At 69.7% G+C, this 15,958-nt stretch carries 14 protein-coding genes and 1 tRNA gene; 13 read left to right on the top strand and 2 right to left on the bottom strand.

What is annotated here, in order from left to right; all coding sequences use genetic code 11:
- Positions 1-4: 4 nt before the first annotated feature.
- The 5 genes from ACSFBE_RS06925 (at position 5) to ACSFBE_RS06905 (ending at position 6,129) form a co-directional block, all read left to right on the top strand.
- Positions 5-4,081, top strand: coding sequence for a translocation/assembly module TamB domain-containing protein (locus ACSFBE_RS06925; protein ID WP_435489649.1), 4,077 nt, complete (start codon positions 5-7; stop codon positions 4,079-4,081).
- A gap of 30 nt (positions 4,082-4,111) precedes the next feature.
- Positions 4,112-4,186: transfer RNA gene (locus ACSFBE_RS06920), tRNA-Arg, on the top strand.
- Positions 4,187-4,263: 77 nt separating this feature from the next.
- Positions 4,264-5,376 (top strand): ion channel, encoded by a 1,113-nt coding sequence (locus ACSFBE_RS06915; RefSeq protein WP_435489648.1) that lies wholly within the window; start codon positions 4,264-4,266, stop codon positions 5,374-5,376.
- 63 nt (positions 5,377-5,439) lie between these two features.
- Positions 5,440-5,835 carry a tautomerase family protein gene (locus tag ACSFBE_RS06910; RefSeq protein ID WP_435489647.1) on the top strand — a complete coding sequence of 132 codons (396 nt, stop codon included), beginning with the start codon at positions 5,440-5,442 and terminating at the stop codon, positions 5,833-5,835.
- A gap of 126 nt (positions 5,836-5,961) precedes the next feature.
- The gene (locus ACSFBE_RS06905; RefSeq protein ID WP_435489646.1) at positions 5,962-6,129 is read left to right on the top strand and encodes a hypothetical protein; all 168 of its coding nucleotides are present in this window, start codon (positions 5,962-5,964) and stop codon (positions 6,127-6,129) included.
- 56 nt (positions 6,130-6,185) lie between these two features.
- Here ACSFBE_RS06905 and ACSFBE_RS06900 read toward each other — a convergent pair whose 3' ends face one another.
- Positions 6,186-6,461 carry a hypothetical protein gene (locus ACSFBE_RS06900; RefSeq protein ID WP_435489645.1) on the bottom strand — a complete coding sequence of 92 codons (276 nt, stop codon included), beginning with the start codon at positions 6,459-6,461 and terminating at the stop codon, positions 6,186-6,188.
- Between the two features lie 212 nt (positions 6,462-6,673).
- Here ACSFBE_RS06900 and speB point away from each other — a divergent pair, with 212 nt between their 5' ends.
- Positions 6,674-7,663: an agmatinase gene (gene speB, locus ACSFBE_RS06895; RefSeq protein WP_435489644.1), complete on the top strand. Its 990-nt coding sequence runs from the start codon at positions 6,674-6,676 to the stop codon at positions 7,661-7,663.
- Positions 7,664-7,691: 28 nt separating this feature from the next.
- Here speB and gcvA read toward each other — a convergent pair whose 3' ends face one another.
- Positions 7,692-8,606 carry a transcriptional regulator GcvA gene (gene gcvA / locus ACSFBE_RS06890; protein WP_435489643.1) on the bottom strand — a complete coding sequence of 305 codons (915 nt, stop codon included), beginning with the start codon at positions 8,604-8,606 and terminating at the stop codon, positions 7,692-7,694.
- 188 nt (positions 8,607-8,794) lie between these two features.
- On the opposite strand from gcvA, the gene argH reads away from it, so the two are divergent.
- Genes argH through ACSFBE_RS06855 form a run of 7 tightly spaced genes read left to right on the top strand, consistent with a single transcriptional unit; the run spans position 8,795 to position 15,931 of the window.
- Positions 8,795-10,234 (top strand): argininosuccinate lyase, encoded by a 1,440-nt coding sequence (argH, locus tag ACSFBE_RS06885; RefSeq protein ID WP_435489642.1) that lies wholly within the window; start codon positions 8,795-8,797, stop codon positions 10,232-10,234.
- Complete coding sequence (locus tag ACSFBE_RS06880; RefSeq protein WP_435489641.1) at positions 10,228-11,100, top strand: amino acid ABC transporter permease; 873 nt, start codon at positions 10,228-10,230, stop codon at positions 11,098-11,100. Before argH ends, ACSFBE_RS06880 begins: the two co-directional genes overlap by 7 nt.
- 17 nt (positions 11,101-11,117) lie before the next feature.
- Positions 11,118-11,882 (top strand): amino acid ABC transporter ATP-binding protein, encoded by a 765-nt coding sequence (locus ACSFBE_RS06875; protein ID WP_435489640.1) that lies wholly within the window; start codon positions 11,118-11,120, stop codon positions 11,880-11,882.
- Between the two features lie 39 nt (positions 11,883-11,921).
- Entirely contained in the window at positions 11,922-12,761 is an 840-nt protein-coding gene (locus ACSFBE_RS06870) for an ABC transporter substrate-binding protein (protein WP_435489639.1), read from the top strand.
- Positions 12,762-12,780: 19 nt separating this feature from the next.
- The gene (locus ACSFBE_RS06865; RefSeq protein ID WP_435489638.1) at positions 12,781-13,632 is read left to right on the top strand and encodes a polysaccharide deacetylase family protein; all 852 of its coding nucleotides are present in this window, start codon (positions 12,781-12,783) and stop codon (positions 13,630-13,632) included.
- Positions 13,629-14,537 (top strand): polysaccharide deacetylase family protein, encoded by a 909-nt coding sequence (locus ACSFBE_RS06860; protein WP_435489637.1) that lies wholly within the window; start codon positions 13,629-13,631, stop codon positions 14,535-14,537. The genes ACSFBE_RS06865 and ACSFBE_RS06860 overlap by 4 nt, the downstream gene beginning before the upstream one ends.
- The gene (locus tag ACSFBE_RS06855) at positions 14,534-15,931 is read left to right on the top strand and encodes an MmgE/PrpD family protein (RefSeq protein WP_435489636.1); all 1,398 of its coding nucleotides are present in this window, start codon (positions 14,534-14,536) and stop codon (positions 15,929-15,931) included. The genes ACSFBE_RS06860 and ACSFBE_RS06855 overlap by 4 nt, the downstream gene beginning before the upstream one ends.
- Positions 15,932-15,958 lie beyond the last annotated feature (27 nt).

Below are 15,958 nucleotides of genomic sequence, written 5' to 3'. Positions count from 1 at the left end.
GCGCATGCAGACGCCCGCACCGCCCATCGCATCCACCCGCCGCCGCTCGCGCGCGCGCCGCCTGCTGCGCGGCCTGGGCTGGAGCCTGGCGGCGCTGGTCGTCCTGGTGCTCGCGATCAGCGCCGGCGCCTGGTGGTGGCTGGGCTCCGACCAGTCGCTGGCCTATGCACTCGCCAAGGCCGCGCGCTACATGCCGCCCGGCCAGACGCTGCAGAGCCGCGAGGTGAGCGGCTCGCTGCGCACCGGCGGCCGCATCGGCTACCTGCAGTGGCAGAGCCCGACGCTGTCGGTCGAGGTGCACGACGCCACGATCGGCTGGACGCTGAAGCCGCTGTTCCAGCGCAAGGTGCAACTGGGTGAAGTCGTCGCCAAAGATGTGCTCATCGAGCGGCGCGGCCCCGTGCCCGAAACCAGCGAGCCGCTGCAGCCGCTCGAGCCACTGGTGCTGCCCGTGGACGTCGACCTGCCCTTTCGCATCGCCACCGTCCGCTGGGCCGGGCCGCCGGTCGTCGAGGCGAAGAACCTGGCCGGCCACTACACCTACACCCAGCGCAGGCACGCGCTGGCGGTCGATGGCGTCGACCTGGCCGACGGCCACTACAGCGCGCGCGCCGCCCTGCAAGCCGACGGGCCGATGGCGCTCGACCTGGCCGTCGACGGCCGGGTGCGCGCGCCGCTGGCCGAAGGCCGCAGCATCGACGTGCTGGCCAACGCGACGGCCGAAGGCACGCTGGCTGGCGCCGATGCACGACTGGCCGTCGCCGCCGACCTGAAGCCGGCCGAACAGGACGCCGCCGCGCCGATGCAGGCCCAACTGCGCGCGAACATCGCGCCCTGGCAGTCACAGCCGGTGATCGACGCCAACGCCGACCTGCGCAACGTCGACCTGGCGCGCCTGTGGCCGACCGCACCGACCACGCTGCTGAGCGGCCAGGTGCAGGCCGGACCCGGTGCCGCTGGCAGCGACGTGCAATGGCAGGCCAGCGCCGACATCCGCAACGCCCTGCCTGGCCCGTGGGACCAGGGCAAGCTGCCGGTCGAACGCGTCGAGGCCCGCGCCACCTTCGACGGCAGCACCTGGGCCGTGCCGGGCGCCACCGTGCGCACCGGCGGCGGCCGCATCGACGCCGAAGGCGACTGGAGCCCCGCCCCGATGCCCTGGGCCGTGCGCGCCACGGTGCGCAACGTGCAGCCGGGCGCCCTTCACACGCAGCTGGCCGGCGCGCCGGTGAGCGGCCGGGCCAACGTCGCGCAGCGCGACGATGCGCTGGCGTTCGACGTCGCCCTCCAGGCGCAAGGCAGCGCGGGCAGCGCCGCGCTGCAAGGCCTCCGGCTCGACCGCGTGGTGGCGCAGGGCCGGTGGAAAGACGAGGTGCTCGACTTGCGCACGCTGCGCGTCGAAGCCGCGCAGGCCAGCGTCGACGGCACGCTGCAGGCCCGCGTCGCCGAACGCGCCGGCAGCGGCGACCTGAAGCTGGTGCTGCCCGGCGGCAATGCGCAGGTCAGCGGGCGCATCGCGCCGGCACAGGGTCGCGGTCAGATCAACGCGCACATCGACAACGCCGCCCTGCTGCAGCGCTGGGTCGAGGCGCTGCCCGGGCTTGCCAAGGTTTTCGCCGGCGCGAACGCCGACGGCAGCGCCCGGCTGGACGCCCGCTGGGAAGGTGGCTGGGAGGCCGTGCAGCGCCGGCTGCAGAACGCGACCACGCCAGCGCCGCGCGGCACCGCCGAACCCACCGTCCAGGCCACGCTCACCGTGCCGCGGCTTGACCTGCGCCTGCCACCGCCGACGACGCCACCGGGCGGCGTGCCGCTCCCAGCCGCGCCGCCGGTGCAGTTGCGTGCCCTGCACGCCGAACTGGCCGGCAGCCTGGCGCAAGCCACCCTGTCGCTGCAGGGCGAAGCGCAGAGCGGCACGCGGAAGATGACGCTCGACACCCGCGCCAGCGGCGCCCTCGAGGGCGCCGGCCGTTGGCGTGCGGCCCTGGCCAGCCTGCGCCTGCGGGCGCAGGACAGCACGCGCCCCGGCCCCTGGACGGTCGCGCTCGGCGCGCCGCTCGACGCCCATGTGCGCACCACGCCCACCGGACTCGAGGTCGACACCTCCGCCGGTGGTGCGACCCTGGAGGGCCCGGTGCCCGGCACCGTCCGCATCGACTGGGCGCCGGTGCGCTTCCGCCAGACCGGCGCCGCCGGGCAGCGCGCCTTCCGCGTGCAATCGAAGGGCAAGATGCAGGGGCTGCCGATGGCGTGGGTCGAGGCCTTCGACGCCAACGGCGCGCTCGCCAGCGTCGGCCTGAGCGGTGACCTGATTTTCGACGGCGACTGGGACATCGAGGCCGGCGACGCGCTGCGCGCCGACCTGCGCATCGCCCGGCGCAGCGGTGACATCCGGGTGCAGGCCGGCGAAGCCGCGCTGGTCACCCGCATCGAGAGCCGCGGCACCGGTGCCAAGAGCGAGGTCAAGCTGGTCACCGGCAGTGGCGGCGTCGAAGGCCCCAGCACGCCCGCCGGCCTGCGGCAGGCCGAACTGCGCATCGAGGCCCGGGGCGAGGCGGTGCAGGCGCAGTTGGTATGGGACAGCCTGCGTGCCGGCAGCATCAACGCCGACCTCCGCACCCGCGTGCTGCAGCGCGACGGTGGCTGGCAATGGCCGGCCGACGCCCCCCTGGCCGGTCAGGTGAAGGCCAGCATGCCGAGCCTGGGCGTCTGGTCGATGCTGGCGCCGCCGGGCTGGCGCATCGCCGGGACGCTCGAGGCCGACGCGACACTGTCGGGCAACCGCACCGAGCCGCGCTGGAACGGCACCCTGGCGGCCGATCAATTGGCCCTGCGCGCGCTGGTCGAGGGGCTGGACCTGCGCGACGGCCGCCTGCGCGCCACGCTGTCGGGCACGCGGGTCGATATCACCGAATTCACGCTCAAGGGCGGCCGCGGCAGCAGCGCACGCATCGCAGGCCAGAGCGGCAACATCAGCACCAGCGCCAGCGAGGCCGCGCGCGACGGCGGCACCTTGTCGGCCACCGGCCAGATGAGCTGGGCCGCGGTGCCGGCCGGCAGCAGCGCGTCGGGCATCCGCATGGCGATGCAGGGCCAGCTGCGCAGCCTGCGCCTGCTGGTGCGCTCCGACCGCCAGGTCACGCTGTCGGGCGATCTGCAGGCGCGGCTCGACGACGGGCAGTTCACCGTCCGCGGCAAGCTGGAGACCGAGCGCGCCGTCATCATCCTGCCCGACGAAACCGCGCCGAGCCTCGGCACCGACGTGGTCGTGCGCTCGGCCGCCAAGGCCCGCGAGGCCGCCGAGACAGCACAGCGCAACGCGGCCCGTGCCACCGCGGAGGCGGCCAAGCCGCAGACCGCCAAGCCACCGGACGTGGTGGTGAGCTTCGACCTTGGCAAGGACTTCGCGGTGCAGGGCCGCGGCATTACCACCCGGCTCGAAGGCCAGCTGGAGATCCGCAGCAGCTCGCTGAACGCACCGCCGCGCGTGACCGGCGAAGTGCGCACCGTCAGGGGCCAGTACCGTGCCTACGGCCAGCAGCTCGACGTCGAGAGCGGGCTGGCGCGCTTCAACGGCCCGGTCGACAACCCGTCACTCGACATCCTGGCGATCCGGCCGAACATCGCGCAGCGCGCCGGCGTGCAGGTGACCGGCACCGCGCAGTCGCCGCGCGTGAAGCTGTATTCCGAGCCGACGCTGTCGGACGTCGAAACCCTGTCGTGGGTGGTGCTCGGCCGCGCTTCGGCCAGCAGCGGCGGCGAGTCGATCCTCATGCAGCAGGCCGCGCTCGCGCTGCTCGGCGGCCTCGGCAAGGGCGGCTCCGGCGGCAGCCTGGCCAGCCGGCTGGGTCTGGACGAGATCGGCTTCAAGGGCCCCAACCCCGGCGGCGAACTGCGCGAGTCGGCCGTCACCGTCGGCAAGCGCCTGGCGAGCGATTTCTACGTCACCTACGAAAGCAGCCTGACCGGCATGCTGGGCACGCTCTACATCTTCTACGACCTGACGCAACGCCTGACCTTGCGCGGCCAGGCCGGCATCCAGAGCGGCGTGGACCTGATCTACACCCTGAAGTACGACTGACAACTGCTGCTAAAGTCGTCGCTGCCCAGCGTCCTCGTAGTTCAATGGATAGAACGGGGTCCTCCTAAGACTCAGATACAGGTTCGATTCCTGTCGAGGGCACCAGCAAGTCACCCTTGAACACAGAGTGGCCTGAGTCTGGGCGAGGCATGATGGGGCTCTTTCCCCCTGCATCGTCCTCAATGCCTCTAACCGCCCTGCTGCTCGGCGCCGCCCTGGTGCTGGCGACCCTGGTGGACGCCTTCGAGGTGGTCCTGCTGCCGCGCCCAGTGCGTCGGCGGATACGGCTGAACCGATATTTCTTCAAGTGCACCTGGGCCGTGTGGGCTTGGTGCGCCGACCTTTGGCCCATCGGCCGTCGGCGCGAGGACTTCATCGGGGTCTACGGGCCGCTGTCGATGGTCATGCTGTTCGCCTTGTGGGGCACGAGCCTTATTGTCGGTTTCGGACTGATGCATTGGGCACTGCTGAGTCTCGTGCCGCAAGCCGGCGCCCATACGCTGGTCAGCCAGATCATCATCAGCGGCGACGCATTCTTCACCCTTGGGTATGGCGACAACGTGCCGGACCATTCGTTGGCGCGCCTGCTGGTGATCCTCGAGGCCGGCACCGGCTTCGGATTCATCGCGCTGACCATCGGCTACCTGCCAGTGCTCTATCAGCACTTCACCCGTCGGGACCTTCAACTGATCGAGTTCGCAGCGCGGGCCGGCTCGCCACCGACCGCTGCCGCATTGCTTGGCTGGCATGCGCATGGCACCTCCGAGGCGCTCGAACGCTGGCTGAGGGATTGGGAAATCTGGGCGAGCGATTTGATCGAGAGCCAAGCCGTTTACCCGATGTTGGCGTTTTATCGGTCGCAGCACGAGGGTCACTCATGGCTGGCTTCCCTGGCCGTGGTGCTTGACGTGTGCACGCTGCTCATTGCAGGGGCGGACGACGCGCGGCGTCATCAGGCTACCGCCACCTTCCTGGCCTTGAGGCGCATCCTCGACGAAGCGAGCGAGTCGCTGGGCGTGACGCCGGTGCAGCAGGTGTCTGCCCGCCGGATGGACGCCGAGGCCCTGCAACTGCTCACACCCACGATCCGCCGGATCCTGCCGGACTGGCGTGACGACGAGGCCGCACTGCAGGCCATCCGTCAGCTACGGCAAACCTACGAGCCCCGGCTCGAGGGCTTGGCTGTCTATCTGCTGCTGCATCTGCCGGACTGGATTGACGTCGCAGCGGCGGAAGCCGAGCGCTTCGGTCGCGACGCGGTCGTCCGGCAACTCACCGCCGGCCGCCCGGACTGAATGGGTCCGTCGAGTTCGGCAGACGGCCAGAACGCAAACGCCGGTAACCTCGGAAAGGTTTCGATGCCATACCTTCAGCTCGACGTGAACGGGCAGTACTCGACTGCAGACAAGCGCCGGCTTGCAGCTTCGATGAGCGAAACGTACGCACGAATGATGTCCGTCGACATCCGACGAATCAGTGTTGCCGTGCGCGAACTCGGCGATGGGGGCCTATGGCGGATTGCTGCAGAAGGTGAAGAGCCAACGCCGGTCTCAGTGATGATGCTGGACATCCGCAAGGGCCGCTCTGCCGAACTCCGCATGGCGGTGGCCCAGGCCCTGTGCGCACATTGCGTCGAGATATTGGGGCTCCGCGAGGACCGTCTCAACGTCGAGTTCACCCAACACGACGGCGATGAGATGTACCACCCGGCACTTGGCGGCTTCAGCCCCGACTGGACGCCGGGCGAAGCCTGAAGCGGGACCAGACCGACAATTGGCACACTCCGATCGCGCACCGGACTGGCTTCAGCGACGCTTAGCTCGCCTCCTACCGCTGGCTTCCGCAAGATGTGGCACCGTGGTTCCTTACAAAGGAATTCCATGAGCAACTTGCAGACACCGCAGTCAACACCCACCCCCGAAGAAGAAGCGCTGCTCGAGCAGGCCCGGCACGAAGCACAGGAACGTGTCGCGGCACTGCACGCCGAGGAAGGCACGGTGCAGTCAGAAAAGGCGCAGAACTCGCCTCATCCCGACGACCACGACTAACGTCAGTTTCGGCGGCCTCCGTCATGGCCGTTGGGCTGCACATCCGCAGCAGTGCATCACCCGTCGGACTCAGGCTTCTGCGGCGTCCCTTCCGTGGCCTGCGCCGCATCGGTGCCTTCGGCATCGCCCGGGTCGCCTGCACCGGGGTAGCCGTCCGCCTTGTCGCGCTCGCGGCCGAGGCGGCTCCCCTTCATCGGGTCGTCCTGGCCGATGGCACGGTTCTGCTCGATGTTCCGGCCGGAGGCGGACCCGCGGTCGCCCGCGAGCGCCTCGTCCATGTCTTTCTTCGTCGTGGGCGGGGGAGGCGTGGTCTTTTCGGGAGTCGGCGTCATGGCGTGTCCTTGCATTGCGTGGGTCATGACCTTGCGCCGGCACCGCGTCACGCGCGAGCCGGCGGATGCGGCGCACCAGCGTAGGCGGGTCCGCACACCGCGGCGATGCGCCCACGATGCGGGGACGAAATCTAAGCCCGCATGCTGAGTTTTTTGATCCGCGCCCCCTGGCGTTCTCCCTAACATCGACCTCATCCACCGAAATGACCGTGATGTCGAACGCCCTCCCCACCACCGACAAGAAGCCCCTCAACCAACCGTTGGGCGGCGATGTCGTGCCGCGCTTCGCGGGCATCGCCACGATGATGCGGCTGCCGTTCCAGGAAACGTCCAAAGGGCTCGACGCCTGCTTTGTCGGCGTGCCCTTCGACCTCGGCACCTCGAACCGTTCGGGCGCGCGCTTCGGGCCGCGCCAGGTGCGCAGCGAGTCGGTGCTGCTGCGCCCCTACAACATGGCAACGCGTGCCGCGCCCTTCGATTCGCTGCAGGTGGCCGACATCGGCGACGTGGCGACCAACGCGTACAACATCTTCGATTCCATCGACCGCATCGAGACCGCGTACGACGCGATCATCGCGAACGGCTGCCGGCCGATCACCATCGGCGGCGACCACACCATCGCCTGGCCGATCCTGCGGGCGATGCACAAGCGCTACGGCCCGATCGGCGTGGTGCACGTCGACGCGCATGCCGACGTGAACGACACGATGGGCGGCGAGAAGATCGCGCACGGCACGCCCTTCCGCCGGGCGGTGGAAGAAGGCCTGCTCGACTGCAACCGGGTGGTGCAGATCGGCCTGCGCGGCACCGGCTACCACGCCGACGACTTCGACTGGTGCCGCCAACAAGGCTTCCGCGTGGTGCAGGCCGAGGAATGCTGGCACAAGAGCCTGGTGCCGCTCATGAAGGAAGTGGTCGAACGCGTGGCAGGTCTGTCGGGCGATGGTCCGGTGTATCTGAGCTTCGACATCGACGGGCTCGACCCGTCGTTCGCGCCGGGCACCGGCACGCCGGAGATCGGCGGGCTCACGGTGCAGCAGGGTCTGGAGATCATCCGCGGCCTGCGCGGCCTGAACCTGGTCGGCGCCGACATCGTCGAGATCTCGCCGCCCTACGACCCGCAGGGCACGACCGCACTGGTCGGCGCCAACCTGGCCTACGAGATGCTGTGCGTGATGCCGGGCGTGGCGTACCGGGCCTGAAGTCGGCCGCAGCGCACCACACAGCACGTCAAGCGTCGCTGCGCACCTTGCCCGCGATCCACTCGGTGAAGGCCGCGACCAGCGGGCTGTCGCACACCTCCTTGCGGCACACGATGTAGTAGGCGTGCTTGGCCGGCACGCTGCGCTCGAAGAGCCGCACCAGCCGGCCTTCGGCCAGATCGTCGCCCACCAGCAGGCTGTCGCCCAGCGCGGCGCCCTGCCCGTGCACCGCCGCTTCCATCGCGATGTGCGCATTGCCCATCTCGGTCATGCGGAAGCCTTCGACCGGCACACCGGCGCTCAGCAGCCAGCGCGTCCATTCGGTGCCGCCGTCTTCGCACAGCAGCGGGTGGCTGCGCAGCTCGTCGACCGAGCGCACGCCCAACTGGCCGTTGATCATGGCCGGGCTGCACACGGGGAACAGCTCCACATGCGTCAGCAGGCGCACCTCGCGGTCGGGCCAGATGCCGGTGCCGTAGCGGATGCACAGGTCGACGGAGGGCGAATAGACCTCCTTGTCGTCATTCGACGCGATGATCTTCAGCTGCACGTCGGGGTAGGCCGCCAGGAACTCGCCGATGTGGCGCGTCAGCACGCGCGAGCTCAAGCCCACCGGCGTCGACACCACCAGGTTGCCGCCCATCACCGGGTCGCCCAGCTTGGCGGCGGCCGACGCGATCATCTGGAAGGCCGAGCGCACCGATGGCAGCAGCGCCTCGCCGTGCGGCGTGAGCTTGAGCCGCGTCTTGTTGCGGCTGAAGAGCTGCACGCCCAGCGCTTCCTCCAGCGTGCGCAGCTGATGGCTGACCGCACTGGGCGTGACATGGAGTTCGTCGGCGGCCTTCACCACCGTCAGGTGCCGCGCGGTGGCGTCGAAGGCGCGCAGCGCGTTCAAGGGCGGCAGCCGGTTCCTTCCGTTCTGTCGCTTCCCGGATTCATGCATCGGTGTCTTCTTTTTCGAGGGGGCCGTCACGCATGCAAGGTTCAGGCCACAACCGGTTTTTGCGACCGTTTCGGGCCCGCGACGGGGTGAACGATGCTGAGATTTTTGATCGCCCATCCTCGCTTAATTCTCGGTTTCCAGCCCTCGGGTTCCTCACTACGATCCGCCCATCTCTACGAAGGCTCCGCATGGACAACCACGATGCAAGCTCCACCAAACGCCTCTGGGGCGCGCGCTTCAAGTCGGAACCCTCCGCAGCGCTGAAGGCGCTGTCCCGGTCCGAACCGAGCTTCTTCCGCCTCGCGCCCTACGACCTGGCCGGCTCCCGCGCCCATGCCCGCGAACTGCAGCGCGCCGGCGTGCTCGACGCGCAAGAGCTCGCGCAGCTGCTGGCCTGTGTCGACGTGGTCGAGCGCGAATATCTCGCCGGCGACCTGCACCCGATCGAAGCCGACGAAGACGTGCACACCTTTCTCGAACGCGTGCTCACGCAGCGGCTCGGCCCCATCGGCGGCAAGCTGCGCGCCGGCCGTTCGCGCAACGACCAGGCGGCCAACGACCTGAAGCTGTACCTGCGCGACAAGGCGCGCGTGCTGGCGACAGCCATCGGCGAGCTGCAGGGCGCGCTGGTGGCGCAGTCCGAAGAGCACATCGCGACGCTGTCCACCGGCTTCACCCACCTGCAGCCGGCGCAGCCCATCGTGTTCGCCCACCACCTGATGGCGCATGCCCAGGCCATCGGCCGCAACGTCGACCGGCTCATCGACTGGGACCGGCGCAGCGCACGTTCACCGCTGGGTGCTGCCGCTCTGGCCGGCTCGGCCATCTGCCGTTCACCGGAACTGTCAGCCGCCGAGCTGGGCTACGACGCGCCCTGCGAGAACTCGATCGATGCGGTGGCGGCGCGCGACCATGTGTGCGAGTTCCTGTTCATCACCAGCATGCTGGCGGTGGAGCTTTCGCGCCTCTCCGAAGAAGTGGTGCTGTGGTCATCGCGGCAGTTCCAGTGGGTGGTGCTCGACGACGGCTACTGCACCGGCAGTTCGATCATGCCGCAGAAGAAGAACCCCGACATTGCCGAGCTGAGCCGCGGCAAGGCCGGCCGGCTGATCGGCAACCTGGTGGGCATGCTGTCGGCGCTGAAGTCGCTGCCGCTGGCCTACAACCGCGACCTGGCCGAAGACAAGAGCGCGGCCTTCGACAGCATCGACACGCTGTCGCTGGTGCTGCCCGCGATGGCCGGGATGATCCGCACGATGCGGGTCGACGTCGACCAGCTGCGCCGCCACGCACCGCTGGGCTTCACGCTCGCCACCGAAGTGGCCGACTGGCTGGCGCTGTCGGGCGTGCCCTTCAGCGAGGCCCACGAGATCACCGGTGCGCTGGTGAAGTTCTGCGAGGCACAGGGCATCGAACTGGGTGAGCTGTCGCCGGCGATGCTCGTCGAGGTCGATGCGCGCCTCACGCCCGAAGTGCTGAAGCACCTCACGCTCGAAGCCGCCATCGGCGCGCGCACCGGCCAGGGCGGCACCGCACCGGCGCGCGTGGCCGAGCAGATCGCGCGGCTCAAGGCCGTGCTCGCAAAGCAGGCCGCCTGGGCCGCCGACTACCGGGGGCCCCGATGCTGAGCGCCGACAAGTCGCCGGCGGGCGCCGCGGCCTTCACCGACATCTCGCAACTGGAGCATGTGCCGCGCCGCTACTGGGGCCGCTACATCGCCACCGCGCTGATCGTGGTCGCGATCCTGTTCGTGCTCAACGCCTTCGCGCGCGGCAAGATCGAATGGTCCTACGTTGGCCGGTTCCTCACGGCGCAGTCGATCCTCACCGGGCTGGTCAACACCATCGTCATGAGCATCCTGGCGATGGCACTGGGCATCGCGCTCGGCGTGATCACCGCAGTGATGCGGGTGTCGAGCAACCCGGTGCTCAGCTGGGTAGCGCGCGGCTACGTGTGGCTGTTCCGCGGCACGCCGGTCATCCTGCAGCTGCTGCTGTGGTTCAACCTGGCGCTGGTGTTCCCGACGCTCGGCATCCCCGGCCTGTGGGAAATCAAGACGGTGAACGTGATGACACCCTTCCTCGCCGCACTGCTGGGCCTGGGCATCAACCAGGGCGCCTACACCTCCGAGGTGGTGCGCGCCGGCCTGCTCTCGGTCGACGTGGGCCAGTACGAAGCGGCCAAGTCCATCGGCATGCCGCGCCTGCTGGCGCTGCGCCGCATCATCCTGCCGCAGGCGATGCGCGTGATCATCCCGCCGATCGGCAACGAGTTCGTCGGCATGATCAAGCTGACCTCGCTGGCCAGCGTGATCCAGTTCGCCGAGATGCTGCACAGCGCGCAGAACATCTACTACGCCAACGCCCGCGTGATCGAGCTGCTGATCGTCGCCGGCATCTGGTACATCGTGGTGGTGACGGTGCTGTCGCTGCTGCAATCGCGCGTCGAAGCGCGCTTTGCACGGGGCGCCGGTCGCGCCTCGGCCCGGCAGTGAACACGATGGAGAACCCCATGGCCCCCATCGTCCGCGCGGTCGACCTGCGCAAGAACTTCGGCGACTTCGTCGCGCTGCAAGGCATCACGCTGGACATCGCCGCCGGCGAGGTACTGTGCGTCATCGGCCCGTCCGGCTCCGGCAAGAGCACCTTCCTGCGCTGCATCAACCAGTTGGAGACCGTCACCGGCGGCGCGCTGTGGGTCGACGGCGAACTGGTCGGCTACCGGCGCGCAGGCAACAAGCTGCATGCGCTGTCGGAGAACGAGATCGCCCGCCAGCGGCTGAAGACCGGCATGGTGTTCCAGCGCTTCAACCTGTTTCCGCACCTGACGGTGCTGGAGAACGTCATCGAAGGCCCGTTGCGCGTGCAGCGCCGCCCGCGCGACGAGGTCGTCGCCGAAGCGCGCACGCTGCTCGAGCGCGTCGGCCTGGCGCACAAGAGCGACGGCTTCCCCATCGACCTGTCCGGCGGCCAGCAGCAACGCGTGGCCATCGCCCGCGCGCTCGCCATGCGGCCCAAGCTGATGCTGTTCGACGAGCCCACGTCGGCACTCGACCCCGAGCTGGTCGGCGAAGTGCTGTCGGTGATGCGCGACCTGGCCACCAGCGGCATGACCATGGTGGTCGTGACCCACGAGCTGGGCTTCGCTCGCGACGTCGCGACGCGCGTGATGTTCATGGACAAGGGCCAGGTCGTCGAGACCGGCGTTCCCGAACAAGTCCTGTCCGACCCGCAGCACCCGCGCACCCGCGAATTCATCTCCGCCGTTCGCGGCTGAGCCATCTCTTCACTTTCTTTGACCCACCGGAGCCCCACCATGACTTGCAGCAGCACCCCCGCTTCGATCCGCCTCGGCCTTCTCGCCGTGGCCCTGGCCGCCGTCCTGCCCGTGGCGCAGGCCCAGACCGGCCGCGCCAAGGGCGCGCCCATCACGGCGGCCGTGGTGTCCAACTACCCACCGATGGAGTTCAAGGACCCGGCCACCGGCAAGCTCACCGGCTTCGACATCGACATCGGCGAAGCGCTGGCCGCCAAGGCCGGCACCACGATCAAGTGGGAAGAGACCAGCTTCGACCAGATGCTCAGCTCGCTGGCCACCGGCCGCGTCGACATCATCCTGTCGGGCATGACCGACCTGCCGGCGCGCCGCGAAGCCGTCAAGTTCATCGACTACCTGAAGACCGGCCCCCAGTTCTACGTGATGAAGGAACGCGCGGCCGACTTTCCCAACATGGCCGCGCTGTGCGGCAAGAAGGTGGGCGCCAGCCGCCGCACGTCCTTCCCCACCGAGATCACGAAGTGGAGCGACGAGCAGTGCGTGAAGGCCGGCAAGCCCGCCATCGTGGTGACCGGCACCGACGGCTCGGCCGACGCGCGCACGCAATTGCGCCAGGGCCGGCTCGACGCCGCCGTGCAGGGCGGCGAAACCATGCCCTACATCATGGGCCAGGAGCCGAACACCTACATGACCGTGGGCAAGACCTTCGCCTTCCAGTACGTCGGCCTGGCGACCAACCGCAAGGACGAGGCCATCGCCGCCGAGCTCTCCGCCGCCATGACCAAGCTGATCGCCGACGGCACCTACGCGAAGATCGTCGCCAAGTGGGGCCTGGCGGACTTCGCGGTCACCAAGCTGATCATCGACAGCGCCGACTGATCCCGACCCGGCGGCGGCGATGAACGACAGTCTCTGGCCGCAGGGCGTGCAGTCGGCGGTCGCGCTGGCGTTCGACGTCGACGGCCCCACCGGCGGCGCGATGCTCGATGGCTCCCTCTGGCGCAATCCGTCGTTCTTCACGCTCGGTGCCTACGGTCCGTGGCGTGCCGTCGGCTACCTGCTGGACCTGCTCGACGACCACCGCATCCCCGCCACCTTCTTCGTGCCGACCTGGGTGCTCGAGACCTGGCCGGCACAGATCAGGGCGATCGTCGACCGCGGCCACGAGGTCGGCTACCACGGCCACCAGCACGAGGCCTTCTGGCAGCTCACGCGCGAGCGCCAGCAAGAAGTGATGGCGCAGTCGCTCGCGCTGTTCAAGAAGCACCTGGGCTTGGTGCCCACCGGCTTTCGCACGCCCTCGGGCGACTGGGGCGACGACACCATCCAGGTGCTGCTCGACGCCGGGGTGACCTGGTCGAGCTCGATGCGTGGCGACGACCGGCCCTACGTCATCGAGCATGCCGCCAGCGGCCGCCGCCTGGTCGAGATCCCCGGCAAGTGGGAGCTCGACGACTACGCGTCGCTGGCCTACCAGCGCCACCCCGACTACCCGGCCGGGCTCGACCGCATCGCCAGCTACGACACCACCTTCGACAACTGGCGGCGCGAGTTCGACGGCTCGCACCGTGACGGCCTGTGCATGACGACGCTGTTCCACCCCAAGGTCTCGGGCAAGCCCGGGCGCATCCTGCTGCTGGAGCGTCTGTTCGCGCACATGCGGGCTCAGGAGGGCGTGTGGTTCGCGCGTTGCGGCGAGGTCGCGCAGTGGTGGCGCGAAGCGCACGCGCCTGCGGGAGCACGCACATGAGCGCGATGCATGGCCGCTGGCCGCATGGCAAGCGCATGGCCTTCGTCGTCACCGTCGACTTCTTCGACGACGCCGCCATCCTCGTGCAGGAGCCGCGCATGGCCGGCCGCGAGAAGAGCCTGTCGGTGTGGCAGTACGGCGCCAAGCGCGGCGTCGACCGGCTGCTCGACCTCTTCGACGACCTGAAGCTGCGCACCAGCTGGTTCGTGCCCGGCCGCGTGGCGCAGACCCAGGCGTCGCTGGTGCAGCGCATCCACCGCGCGGGGCACGAGGTCGGCAACGCCACCTACGCCTGCGAGAACTTCGACACGCTCACGCTGGCGCAGCAGGGCGACAGCCTGACCCGCACACAGGCCGTGCTGGCCGACATCACCGGCGAACGGCCCACGGGCTTCCGCGCGCCTTTCGGCAACTGGACACCGGGCTTCACGCAGCATCTGCGCGACGCAGGCATCGACTGGTCGTCGTCGTGGCGCGGGGACGACCTGCCCTATTTCCATCCGGCCGCACCGGGCGAGGCCGACGCGGCGCCGTTGATCGAGCTGCCGCTGCACTACGAGCTCGAGGACGAGCCCTACTTTTCCTTCAACCTGTTCCCGCCGATCCCCGTGGGCCAGCCCCGCATCGCGTCGTACCGCGAAGTGCTGGGCAACTGGCAGCAGGACTTCGCCGGCTTCCACCGCTTCTGCCTGTGCCTGCCGCTGCGCCTGCACCCGGAGGTGATCGGCACGGCCGGCCGCATCGACCTGCTGCGCGAATTTCTCGTCGGTGCGATGGCGCATCCGGACGTGTGGTTCGCCACCGGTACCGAGGTCTGCGCCTGGTGGCGCAGCCAACACACCGGCAACGCGCCCAGTCATCCGGTCGACGTGCTCGCATCGCTCCACCAGCCCAGCATTCCATGATCGACAGCACCGCCCTGCGGCTCGCCCGCTTCTGCGTCGAGACGCGCTTCGACGACCTGCCCGACGACCTGGTGGTGCGCGCCAAGCGCCACATCCTCGACACCATCGGCGCCACGCTGGCCGGCAGCGCCGCCGCCGAACCGCGCGCGGTGCTCGGCATGCTGTGCGCCGAGCGCAGCGCCGGCAGTGCGCCCGTCTTGGGCACTGCCGAGCGGCTGGGCATGCGCGACGCGGCCTTCGCCAACGGCGTGGCCGCGCACGCGCTCGAACTCGACGACACCGGTGGCTGCGACCATTCCGGCGCGGTGGTGCTGCCGGCGGCCCTCGCCGCGCTCAGCGCGCCGGGACAGGGCGACGTGCCGGTCAGCGGCCGCGACCTGATCACCGCCGTCGTCATCGGCTACGACGTCGGCCGCCGCGTGCTCGAGGCCTGCGGTGGTTACTCGCCGCACAACGGGCAAGGCTGGCATTCCACCGCCACCTGCGGCACCTTCGCAGCCGCTGCCGCGGCGAGCAAGCTGCTGCGGCTCGATGCGGCACAGACCATGGCCGCACTCGGCCACGCCGCCAGCGCCAGCGGCGGGCTCTGGGCCTTCATCCACGATGCATCGCAGACCAAGCGATTGCACGCCGGCCGGGCGGCCGAAGGCGGCCTCACCGCCGCGCTGCTGGCGGGGCGTGGCATCAGCGGGCCGAGCCAGGTCTTCGACGACGTGTGGGGCGGCTTCTTCAACGCCTTCGCGCCGCAGTCACGCCAACCCGAGGCGCTGCTGGCCGACCTGGGCGGCGTGTGGAAGCTGATGCGCTGCTCGATCAAGCCGTACGCCTCGTGCCGCAGCAACCACGCGACCATCGACGCGGTGCGCCACCTGATGGCCACGCAGGCCGGGCTGGCGCAGCGGGTTGCGCGCATCGACGTACAACTGAGCTGCTTCGTGATGGGCATGTGCGGCGGCCGCGACCTGTCGACGCTGTCGAGCGCGCAGATGAGCATGCCCTACGCCGTGGCGCTGGCCTGGGTCTTCGGCGACGCCGGCCTCGCGCGCTACCTCGCGCCGGCCCGGCGCGACGCGCGGCTGGCCGCCGCGATGTCGCTGGTGCACCTGCACGCAGACGCCGCCATGCCGGCGCTCGAGGAGCCCACCGTGACCATCACGTCGACCACTGGCGAGACGGTGTCACATCACGTGCCACTGGCGCTCGGCGCGCCCGCCAACCCAATGGACGACACCGCCCTGCAGCGCAAGTTCGCCGAACTCGCGGGCGTGGTGCTGCCGGCCGACGGCGTGGTCGCACTCGCTGAACCACTGCTGCACCTCGACCGACTCGCCGACGCACGCGCCCTGCTGCCGCTGCTGGCGGGCCAGGCAGCGCTGCACGAACTCCTCTGTTGATTTCCTTCTCCCAACCGCCCCGCGCGC

Source organism: Variovorax sucrosi, from assembly GCF_051216635.1.
In the GTDB taxonomy this organism is placed as follows: Bacteria; Pseudomonadota; Gammaproteobacteria; order Burkholderiales; family Burkholderiaceae_C; genus Variovorax.
Note: the sequence above shows the minus strand (reverse complement) of the source record. Positions and strands in the feature narration are given on the sequence as shown.

Bases quoted from the DNA above. Each gene is read 5' to 3' on its own strand.
- ACSFBE_RS06925 (WP_435489649.1), top strand. From the start codon at position 5: ATGCAGACGCCCGCACCGCCCATCGCATCCACCCGCCGCCGCTCGCGC.
- ACSFBE_RS06915 (WP_435489648.1), top strand. From the start codon at position 4,264: ATGCCTCTAACCGCCCTGCTGCTCGGCGCCGCCCTGGTGCTGGCGACC.
- ACSFBE_RS06910 (WP_435489647.1), top strand. From the start codon at position 5,440: ATGCCATACCTTCAGCTCGACGTGAACGGGCAGTACTCGACTGCAGAC.
- ACSFBE_RS06905 (WP_435489646.1), top strand. From the start codon at position 5,962: ATGAGCAACTTGCAGACACCGCAGTCAACACCCACCCCCGAAGAAGAA.
- ACSFBE_RS06900 (WP_435489645.1), bottom strand. From the start codon at position 6,461: ATGACGCCGACTCCCGAAAAGACCACGCCTCCCCCGCCCACGACGAAG.
- speB (WP_435489644.1), top strand. From the start codon at position 6,674: ATGTCGAACGCCCTCCCCACCACCGACAAGAAGCCCCTCAACCAACCG.
- gcvA (WP_435489643.1), bottom strand. From the start codon at position 8,606: ATGCATGAATCCGGGAAGCGACAGAACGGAAGGAACCGGCTGCCGCCC.
- argH (WP_435489642.1), top strand. From the start codon at position 8,795: ATGGACAACCACGATGCAAGCTCCACCAAACGCCTCTGGGGCGCGCGC.
- ACSFBE_RS06880 (WP_435489641.1), top strand. From the start codon at position 10,228: ATGCTGAGCGCCGACAAGTCGCCGGCGGGCGCCGCGGCCTTCACCGAC.
- ACSFBE_RS06875 (WP_435489640.1), top strand. From the start codon at position 11,118: ATGGCCCCCATCGTCCGCGCGGTCGACCTGCGCAAGAACTTCGGCGAC.
- ACSFBE_RS06870 (WP_435489639.1), top strand. From the start codon at position 11,922: ATGACTTGCAGCAGCACCCCCGCTTCGATCCGCCTCGGCCTTCTCGCC.
- ACSFBE_RS06865 (WP_435489638.1), top strand. From the start codon at position 12,781: ATGAACGACAGTCTCTGGCCGCAGGGCGTGCAGTCGGCGGTCGCGCTG.
- ACSFBE_RS06860 (WP_435489637.1), top strand. From the start codon at position 13,629: ATGAGCGCGATGCATGGCCGCTGGCCGCATGGCAAGCGCATGGCCTTC.
- ACSFBE_RS06855 (WP_435489636.1), top strand. From the start codon at position 14,534: ATGATCGACAGCACCGCCCTGCGGCTCGCCCGCTTCTGCGTCGAGACG.